Source organism: Klebsiella sp. 28, from assembly GCF_018223905.1.
GTDB classification, from domain to species: Bacteria; Pseudomonadota; Gammaproteobacteria; order Enterobacterales; family Enterobacteriaceae; genus Klebsiella; species Klebsiella pneumoniae.
On the sequence record NZ_JAGRQY010000058.1, the window covers coordinates 25,283 to 33,971 of the forward strand.

Below are 8,689 nucleotides of genomic sequence, written 5' to 3' on the forward strand. Positions count from 1 at the left end.
CTTACGCCATGTCGTCATTTTTGAAGGATTTGGTGGCGCGGAACTGCCACAGCGCCAGGCCGACGACAAAGATCGACAGCAGGATCGTGATGGTCGCCGCGATGGCGTACTGCGACGAAGACATCGTCAGCTTATAGATCCACGACACCAGAATATCCGTCCCGCCGGCGTTAGAGCCTGCCACCGCAGGGCCGCCGTTGTTGAACAGGTAAATGATATTGAAGTTATTAAAGTTGAAGGTGTACTGGGTGATGATGATCGGCGCGATCGCATACAGCACCAGCGGCAGGGTGATGGTGCGCAGACGGGTAAAGGCGCTGGCGCCGTCCATCGTCGCCGCTTCATACAGATCGTCCGGGATCGCCTGCAACACGCCGGTGGTCATGGCAAAGACAAACGGGAAGCCAAGCCAGGTCTGCATCATGATCAGCGCCGTTTTAGTCCAAAACGGATCGGTGAGCCATGCCTTCGGACTGATGCCAAAAAAGGACAGGATCGCGTTGTTGATGACCCCGAAGGAGTCGTTGAACATGCCGGCAAAAACGAGAATGGTGACAAACCCCGGCACCGCCCACGGCAAAATAAAGATGGTGCGGATCAGCGGCTTAAAGCGCAGATCTTTTTGGTTCACCAGAATCGCCAGCAGTACGCCCACAGTACACTGCAGGGTGGTCGCCAGCAGCGTCCACACCACGGTCCACTGCAGCACATCCAGGAAAGTGGAGCGCCAGATGGAGAGGGTGAAAATATTAATAAAGTTTTTCAGCCCCACCCAGTCCACCAGCTTCGCCGGCGGGGTGTGGTACAGGTTGTAGTTGGTGAAGGCGATGGCGAAACCGAACAGAATCGGAAAGATCACCACAAACACCAGCAGAATAAAGCCCGGGGTGATCATCAGGTACGGAAAGCCGTCGCTCAGCAGCATCTGGTACTGCTTACGCACGCTGTTGAGGGCGATCCCCTCATCGCGTTTTTTGCCGTTGAGCCACGCATCCCGCAGCGAGAGAAAATAGATCAGCACGCCGAAAGCGACGATCAGCACGCTGATAATCCCCTCGGCTAACAGGAAGATAGAGTTATCCCGCGGTACCTCTTCACCCAGGGTATATAACCCCCACAACCCCTCACGCAGGAAATCATAAAAAATCCCCAGAAAGCTGCTCAGCAGCACCAGGAAGACCAGCCCTTTCAGCCACTGGCGATGATAAAACTGACCGAAACCCGGCACGATTGCCAGCAGCAGGCCGCACCATGCATGGCGCCCGGGCCCGCGTGCGTCGCTAAAATTTTCGCTGGAATGGATGCTCACACTCGACTCCTTCTACAAACGGGAGGTCCCCCTCCCGCTCGGTGACTTCACGTGACGGTGAATTACTGATTGCTGGCCTGCATCGCTTCGATCTGCATCGTGATCTGTTTCACCGCGTTATCGAGCGCGGCCTGCGGCGCCTGCTTACCGGTGAGGCTCAGTTCAAGCGCGGCGTTGGCCGGCCCCCACACTTCCCCCATCTCGGGAATGCCCGGCATCGCCACCGCTCGCGCCGACTGGATGGCGACGGCGCTGGCCTTTTGGTCGTTTTTAATCACCGGATCGTCAATCATCGCCTTCAGCGGCGGAATTTCGCCAGTGGCGACATAGCGGGCTTTCACATACTGCGGCTGGTTGATGAACTCGATAAACTGTTGCGCCAGCGCTTTGTCTTTACTCCAGGTCGATACTACATAGCCTTTGACGCCGAGGAAGGAGCTCATCGGCTTGCCGTCCGGCAGGGTCGGCAGGGGCGCCACGCCATAGTTAATGCCAGCGGCTTCATACGGCTGGAAGGCCCAGGGGCCGTTGATCACCGCCGCCGCTTTTTTCTCGGTAAACAGGGAATCGATGGCATTCAGCCCGTTATCGCCGAGGATCCCCGCCGGAAAGACCTTCTCGGCATAGAATTTTTTCAGGAAGGTGACGGCTTCGACGGCGCCGGGGGTATTGAGACCCACCTGCTGCGGGTTAAAGCCGCCGCTGTCGTTTTTAGCAAAGATATAGCCGCCCATCGGGCCAATCGCCCCCCAGCTGTAATAGATCTGGTCAAACTTGGCGAGCAGGCCGTATTTGTTCTGCTCGCGCTGGGTTTTCGAGTAGTCCAGCCAGGCCTGCAGGCTGTCCAGCGGCTTGTCGATCAGGTCCTTGTTGTAGATAAGCACCAGGGTTTCCACCGCCTTCGGGATCCCATACAGCGCGTTGTCCATGCGGAAGGCATTGATGGAGGCTGGCGTAAAGGCATCCTGTTTCGCCTGATCGACGCTGAGCGGCGAGAGTAGTCCCTGTACCACGGCGCCGCCGAGCTGGTCATTCGGGATCACCAGCACGTCCGGCCCAATGCCCGCCGGGCCGTCGAGGCGCAGTTTTTCCAGTTGCTGGGCGTAGGGCATCTCCTGGAGATTGACCTTCACGTTGTACTGCTTTTCAAAATCGCTAACCGCGGTTTTGATGCCAGCGGATTTTTTAATGTCCTCCCAGACGTTGAGCTGCCCGGCGGCATGCGCCTGCAGGCTGGCGAGTTGCCCCGCCGCCAGGGTGGTAAGGATCAGTGCAGCAAGCGTGTTCTTTTTCATTATCAACCTCATGTGAAGGTATAACAATTTAATGGTTTTTATTTGAATTCCGTCTGCCAGTTAGAAAAATAAATCATTTCAAACTGCCGTGTTACATGGAAAACATGTTCTGATTCGCTTTTGTTATACGCTACGCTTTGATCGTTGATAAAACTACCATAAGCTGCCAGTTGTGTGATCATCCTTGCAGAAATGAAACGTCCCTGTATGGCGCAAAATCCGCGGAAGTTATAGTCAGGGCATGATTTTACTGCTGTTGAACATCGTCACACCGATTTGTTACACGTAATACAAATCACACTCAACATAGCGATAAGCCAACGGCAAATAACAGCTACTCACTCCGGGGAATGTGGATGTCCAATATACGACTGAGGAATGTCACCAAAAGGTTCGGCAGCACGGTGACGCTGCACCAGGTCAATCTCGATATTGAAGATGGCGAGTTTGCCGTCTTCGTCGGCCCTTCCGGTTGTGGAAAATCGACGCTACTGCGCATGATTGCCGGGCTGGAAGAGGTCAGCGAAGGAGAAGTACTGATCGGCGATGAGGTGATGAATGATGTCGTGCCCGCCCGCCGCGGCGTGGCGATGGTCTTCCAGTCCTATGCGCTCTATCCGCACATGACGGTGGCAGAGAACATGGGCTACGGGCTGAAGGTGAATAAAGTGCCGAAAACGGAGATCCGTCGCCAGGTGGAAATGGTGGCTAAAACGCTGCAGCTCTCGCACCTGCTGGATCGTAAACCGAAGCAGCTCTCTGGCGGCCAGCGGCAGCGCGTGGCCATTGGCCGGGCGATCGTGCGTAATCCCCGGGTATTTATGTTCGATGAGCCGCTCTCTAACCTTGATGCGGAGCTGCGCGTCGATATGCGCCTGCATATTGCCCGTCTGCACCAGGAGCTGAAAACCACCATGGTGTATGTCACGCACGATCAGGTGGAAGCGATGACCCTGGCCGATAAAATCGTGGTCATGAACTACGGAAAGGTCGAACAAATGGGTTCGCCGATGGCGCTGTATTACAATCCGGTCAACAAATTCGTCGCCGGCTTTATCGGCTCGCCGAAGATGAACTTTCTGCCGGCTATCGTCAGCGACTGGCAGCCGGAACGCTTAACGGTCACCCTCGCGCAGGACCATCAGCTGGCCCTGACTATCGCCACCCAGCCGCTGAAGCCCGGCGCTGCGGTGACGCTGGGGATCCGGCCGGAGCACCTCACCCCGGAAGTCACCACCGGTACCGTGGTGGAGTTTCAATGTGAAGTGGTGGAGCGTCTGGGCAACAATACCTATCTGTTCGGCCAGTGCTACGGCCACGACAACGTCAAGGTTCTGCTGCCCGGCGACGTCCATTTCCGCCCCTGGCAGAAAATTAATCTGGCTTTCGATGAGCGCTTCTGCATGGTGTTTGATGAGAATGACCTGCGCATCAGCGCTGATATCCCGGCGCCGGATGCACACTAGCTAACATATTGCTGTCATCTGCGCAGCGTATGCTGCGACTGAATGCCGGAACACACCCTGCCCGGCATTCACACCCTCATTTTTATTCTGCTACATCGGAATCATCCTTCTCTCCCGGCATCGCAGCCTGTTGTGATGCCGGCTTTTTCCCCAAACGACGCGTTTTCTCCCGCTGCGCCCGAATTATCTTTCGCATATACTGATGACACCCGGCGAACGATAAGGACACAGGCATGAGGACCCGGCATCTGATGGCGCTGTTTACAGGAGTGCTGATACTGGCCATCATCCTGCCCATTTCACTCAGCATCTGGCAGGCGGCGCGGCAGGCCAAAATGCAGTTCTATCGTGAACTGGATGACTATTCCAACCGTATCGTCGTTCGGACGCTGCAGGTTGCCGACCAGGCCCGGGAAGCGTTACGAGAGGCTGACGCACACACCGCCGCCTCCTGTAGCCCTGAACATCTGCTTACGCTCCGCCGCATCGCCTATACCCATCGCTACATTCAGGAAGTGCTCTGGCTGCGTGATTCCGTGCCGCAATGCTCCTCCCTGGAAGACCATAGCGTCGCGGTCACCTTCCCCCCGCCGGACCACATTGCCCCCGACGGCTATCGCACCTGGCTGACCTCAATTAACGATCTTGGCCTCGATCATCAGATGACGGCCATGGGCAGCCGGCAGCACATGGTGATGATCGACCCCGTCTCCTTTATTGATGTCGTTCCCGCCAGCGAAGAGAAGATCCATACCATGCTGTTTGGCCTGGACCACCAGAAAATGGTGATCAGCAGTCAGCCGCTGCCGGCGAAAGTCTGGCAACGCATTAAAGATCCGCATGTGGATATGCTTACTCTGGATAACACAGTCTACCGGATCCAGCGCATTCCCGAGCTGGGCTCTGGCATCGTAACCTGGTCTTCAACCTTGCCGCTGCAGCAGCGCATTCGACAGCAGCTGTTCTTCTGGCTCCCTGCCGGCATTTTCACCAGCCTGCTCGCCACCTGGCTGCTGCTGCGTCTGCTAAGGCACCTGCGCTCACCGCGCAACAGCATGCTGGACGCCCTCAATTCCGAAGCGATTCAGGTTCACTATCAGCCGATTATTTCGTTGCAGGACGGGAAAATTGCCGGGGCTGAGGCCCTGGCCCGCTGGCAGCAGCCCGATGGCACTTTTTTATCGCCGGATATCTTTATTCCCCTGGCCGAGCAGACCGGGCTCATCACGCAGCTGACGGAAGATATCGTCAGGAAAATTTTTGCCGATCTCGGCCCCTGGCTGCGGCAGCGGCCGGAAGTGCACATCTCCATCAACCTGTCGGTAGATGATTTACGCTCGCCCACCCTGCCGACGTTGTTGCACAATCAGCTACAGCACTGGGGGATCGCCGCCGAACAGATCATCCTTGAAATCACCGAGCGTGGTTTTGTCGACCCGGAGACGACTATGCCGGTGATCGCTCACTACCGTCAGGCTGGCCATCGGATCTCGATTGACGATTTCGGTACCGGCTACTCCAGCCTGAGCTATCTGCAGAAACTGGACGTCGACACGCTGAAAATCGATAAATCTTTTGTCGATACCCTCGAGTACCGGCCGCTGACGCCGCACATTATTGAAATGGCCAAAGCGCTCAATCTGGCCACCGTCGCCGAAGGGGTGGAAACCGAAAGCCAGCGCGACTGGCTGCGCCAGCATGGCGTTCAGTACGCCCAGGGGTGGCTGTACAGCAAAGCGCTGCCAAAAGAGCAGTTCATTCTGTGGGCAGAGCATAACCTCCATGCGCATTAAGCGGCGGGTGGCTTGAGCGGAACGTCAGGGGGCGCTACTTCAGATAGGATTTAATCACCTGCATCACCGTCTCCAGATCCGCTTCGCGCTGCGTCTCGTCAGGCTCTTTCACCACATGGTCGGTAAGATGCCCCTGAATAACCTGCAGCATCATGCCGTTGACCGCGCCGCGGATCGCCGCCAGCTGCTGTAATATTTCAGCGCACTCATGCTCGCGATTAAGCATTTTCTCTAACGCGGTACTCTGCCCCTGAATTTTCTTCAGCCGGGTCAGTAACATCTTTTTGTGTCGAACTGTATGTGACATTGCACGATCCACCGTTTCATTCTGTCCGGGATTACCGACCTGCGTGGTCAGCAACGCCTGCCAGCATACCATGATCCTTTTTATTAGCCGCTTTATCTACTGGGGGGTAGTATTTTACTACTGGGGGGGAGTAGGATAATCGCACTTTTGGCAAGGATCCCGATATGAACGATTTCACTACCCTTCTGCAGCAGGGCAATGCCTGGCTGTTTATACCCAGCGCAATACTGCTCGGCGCGCTGCACGGCCTCGAACCCGGGCACTCAAAAACAATGATGGCCGCCTTTATCGTGGCGGTGCGAGGAACCTTAAAACAGGCGGTACTGCTGGGGCTGGCGGCCACGGTTTCCCATACGGCAGTGGTCTGGCTGATCGCCATGGCCGGCCTGTGGTTTGGCCACGGCTGGAACGCCCAAACCTCTGAACCCTGGTTTCAGCTGGTCTCAGGGATTGTCATTGTGCTGATTGCCTGCTGGATGCTCTGGCGCACCTGGCGCGAATCGCAGCCCCACACGCACCATGATCACCACCACGAACATGATCATCACCACGAACATGATCACCACCATGACCATCACCATGCGTCCTCATCCGCCGCGCCGCTGGTGGCGGAGGAGTGGCAGGACGCGCATCAGCGGGCTCATGCTCAGGAGATCAACCGGCGCTTTGATGGCCGCCAGGTGACGACCGGGCAGATCGTACTGTTTGGCCTGACCGGCGGGCTGATCCCCTGCCCGGCGTCCATTACCGTGCTGCTTATCTGTTTACAGCTGAAGAAATTCTCCCTGGGCGCCACGCTGGTGCTGGGCTTTAGCGTTGGTCTGGCGCTGACGCTGGTGGCTTCCGGGGCCATCGCCGCCCTGAGCCTTAAACATGCCACCCGCCGCTGGCCGTGGCTTAACGACCTCTCGCGCAAGGCGCCCTGGTTCTCAGGCTTACTGATTATTGTGGCGGGGATCTACATGATGCTTCATGGCCTGAGCGGCCTGTAAGCGATGAAAAGCCCTCTCCGTGATGAAGAGGGCGATGGGTTAATTCAGGAGACTATTTCCCGGGGAGGGCTGACCGCGTTGCGGCTGACGGGCTGGCTGAACCACGGCAGGCACAGCTGGATCAGCGGCCCAATCGACAGCGCGTAGATGACGGTTCCGACGCCAAATTTACCCCCCAGCAGCCAGCCAATCAGCAGTACGGAAAGCTCGATCGCCGTCCGGATACCGCGCAGTGACCAACCAGTGCGAGCATGCAGACCGGTCATCAGGCCATCGCGCGGCCCGGGGCCAAAGCCCGCGCCAATATACATTCCGGTAGCGATAGCGTTCAGCACAATCGCTCCTGCCAGCAGCGCACTGCGCGCCACCATCGACTCCAGCGGCGGCAGGACGGCCAGCGTGGCGTCCGCCGCTAGTCCCAGCACGATGACATTGCTCACCGTGCCGAGCCCCGGCATTTGCCGGATCGGGATCCACAGCAGCAGTACCGCCGCGCCGGTCAGGATAATCACCGTACCGAAACTGATACCCAGCTGTTTAGCCACCCCGAGATGGAAAACATCCCACGGATCGGCGCCGAGATTGGCATGCACGAAGAGCGCCGTGGACACGCCGTAAAGCACCAGACCAATATATAACTGCAGCAGGCGACGAAGCATATTTTTTCCTCAACATCATTGCGAATGCCCTCATCATCAGCAAAAATGGACTGATAATTAATGGCCAGTTTTGGAAAAGTGGATCGCTATGTCAGCCCGACGCTTTGGAACCCAATCGCTGGTACGCCTGCTCGGCAACTGGCAGGAGACCAGCTCACGCACGCCGCTATGGCGCCAGCTGGCGGAAGCGCTCCGCCTGCTGATCCTTGATGGTCGCCTGACGCTGCAAACGCGCCTGCCCGGCGAGCGCGAGCTGGCGGCGGCCCTGAACGTCAGCCGGACCACCATCGCCAGCGCCCTCGGCCAGTTGCGGGAGGAGGGCTTTCTCTACAGCCGCCAGGGGAGCGGGTCACGCATTGTTTTGCCGGAACGCCCCGCCGATCTTCCTCTGCCTGCCGGCATCTCATCTACGCTTAATCTCTCTACCGCCGCCCTCAGCGCCGGGCCGGAGGTCCATCAGGCCTTCCAGCACGCTATGACCCTGCTGCCGCCCTATCTCGCACAGACTGGCTATGACCAGCAGGGGCTGCCGGTGCTGCGGGAGGCGATTGCCCGGCGCTACAGCGAACGCGGTCTGCCGACGCGGCCCGATGAGGTGATGGTGGTCAACGGCGCGCTCAGCGCCTTCGCGCTGATCCTGCGCCTGTTCACCGGGCCGGGCGATCGGGTGGTTATTGACGCTCCAACCTATCCGATGGCCATCAGCGCCATTCAGGGCGCCTCCTGCCGCCCCGTCGGGGTTGCGCTTCCGCAGCAGGGATGGGACTGCGATGGACTGGCGGCGACTATTGCGCAGACTGCGCCGCGGCTGGCGTGGCTGATGCCGGATTTTCACAACCCCACCGGACGCTGTATGGATGCCCCCACC

8 protein-coding genes are annotated in these 8,689 nt (G+C 57.9%); 4 read left to right on the forward strand and 4 right to left on the reverse strand.

From position 1 onward, the window contains the following. Position 1: 1 nt before the first annotated feature. Both KHQ28_RS10945 and KHQ28_RS10950 read right to left on the reverse strand, forming a co-directional pair. Positions 2 to 1,309, reverse strand: a complete 1,308-nt coding sequence (locus tag KHQ28_RS10945) for a carbohydrate ABC transporter permease (RefSeq protein ID WP_004177243.1) — start codon at positions 1,307 to 1,309, stop codon at positions 2 to 4. Positions 1,310 to 1,371: 62 nt separating this feature from the next. Then, positions 1,372 to 2,604: a maltodextrin ABC transporter substrate-binding protein gene (locus KHQ28_RS10950; RefSeq protein ID WP_002891991.1), complete on the reverse strand. Its 1,233-nt coding sequence runs from the start codon at positions 2,602 to 2,604 to the stop codon at positions 1,372 to 1,374. 356 nt (positions 2,605 to 2,960) lie between these two features. Between KHQ28_RS10950 and KHQ28_RS10955 the strand changes: the two genes are divergently transcribed. Beyond that, the gene (locus tag KHQ28_RS10955; protein ID WP_032419341.1) at positions 2,961 to 4,070 is read left to right on the forward strand and encodes an ABC transporter ATP-binding protein; all 1,110 of its coding nucleotides are present in this window, start codon (positions 2,961 to 2,963) and stop codon (positions 4,068 to 4,070) included. A 233-nt stretch (positions 4,071 to 4,303) separates the two neighbouring features. After that, entirely contained in the window at positions 4,304 to 5,863 is a 1,560-nt protein-coding gene (locus tag KHQ28_RS10960) for an EAL domain-containing protein (protein ID WP_004142709.1), read from the forward strand. 34 nt (positions 5,864 to 5,897) lie between these two features. Here the strand turns inward: KHQ28_RS10960 and KHQ28_RS10965 are convergent, their stop codons facing one another. Further along, positions 5,898 to 6,170: a metal/formaldehyde-sensitive transcriptional repressor gene (locus tag KHQ28_RS10965; protein ID WP_002891985.1), complete on the reverse strand. Its 273-nt coding sequence runs from the start codon at positions 6,168 to 6,170 to the stop codon at positions 5,898 to 5,900. 164 nt (positions 6,171 to 6,334) lie between these two features. On the opposite strand from KHQ28_RS10965, the gene KHQ28_RS10970 reads away from it, so the two are divergent. Continuing rightward, positions 6,335 to 7,162 carry a nickel/cobalt efflux protein RcnA gene (locus KHQ28_RS10970; RefSeq protein WP_032419342.1) on the forward strand — a complete coding sequence of 276 codons (828 nt, stop codon included), beginning with the start codon at positions 6,335 to 6,337 and terminating at the stop codon, positions 7,160 to 7,162. 44 nt (positions 7,163 to 7,206) lie between these two features. Here the strand turns inward: KHQ28_RS10970 and KHQ28_RS10975 are convergent, their stop codons facing one another. Further along, positions 7,207 to 7,821, reverse strand: a complete 615-nt coding sequence (locus KHQ28_RS10975) for a YitT family protein (protein WP_004183194.1) — start codon at positions 7,819 to 7,821, stop codon at positions 7,207 to 7,209. Between the two features lie 88 nt (positions 7,822 to 7,909). Here KHQ28_RS10975 and KHQ28_RS10980 point away from each other — a divergent pair. Next, a partial coding sequence (locus tag KHQ28_RS10980) for a PLP-dependent aminotransferase family protein (protein WP_211777600.1) occupies positions 7,910 to 8,689 on the forward strand: 780 nt, incomplete at its 3' end.

What these genes read in the sequence shown, in the direction of transcription:
- KHQ28_RS10960 (WP_004142709.1), top strand. Translation starts at nt 4,304, where the DNA reads ATGAGGACCCGGCATCTGATGGCGCTGTTTACAGGAGTGCTGATACTG.
- KHQ28_RS10965 (WP_002891985.1), bottom strand. Translation starts at nt 6,170, where the DNA reads ATGTCACATACAGTTCGACACAAAAAGATGTTACTGACCCGGCTGAAG.
- KHQ28_RS10975 (WP_004183194.1), bottom strand. Translation starts at nt 7,821, where the DNA reads ATGCTTCGTCGCCTGCTGCAGTTATATATTGGTCTGGTGCTTTACGGC.
- KHQ28_RS10950 (WP_002891991.1), bottom strand. Translation starts at nt 2,604, where the DNA reads ATGAAAAAGAACACGCTTGCTGCACTGATCCTTACCACCCTGGCGGCG.
- KHQ28_RS10970 (WP_032419342.1), top strand. Translation starts at nt 6,335, where the DNA reads ATGAACGATTTCACTACCCTTCTGCAGCAGGGCAATGCCTGGCTGTTT.
- KHQ28_RS10955 (WP_032419341.1), top strand. Translation starts at nt 2,961, where the DNA reads ATGTCCAATATACGACTGAGGAATGTCACCAAAAGGTTCGGCAGCACG.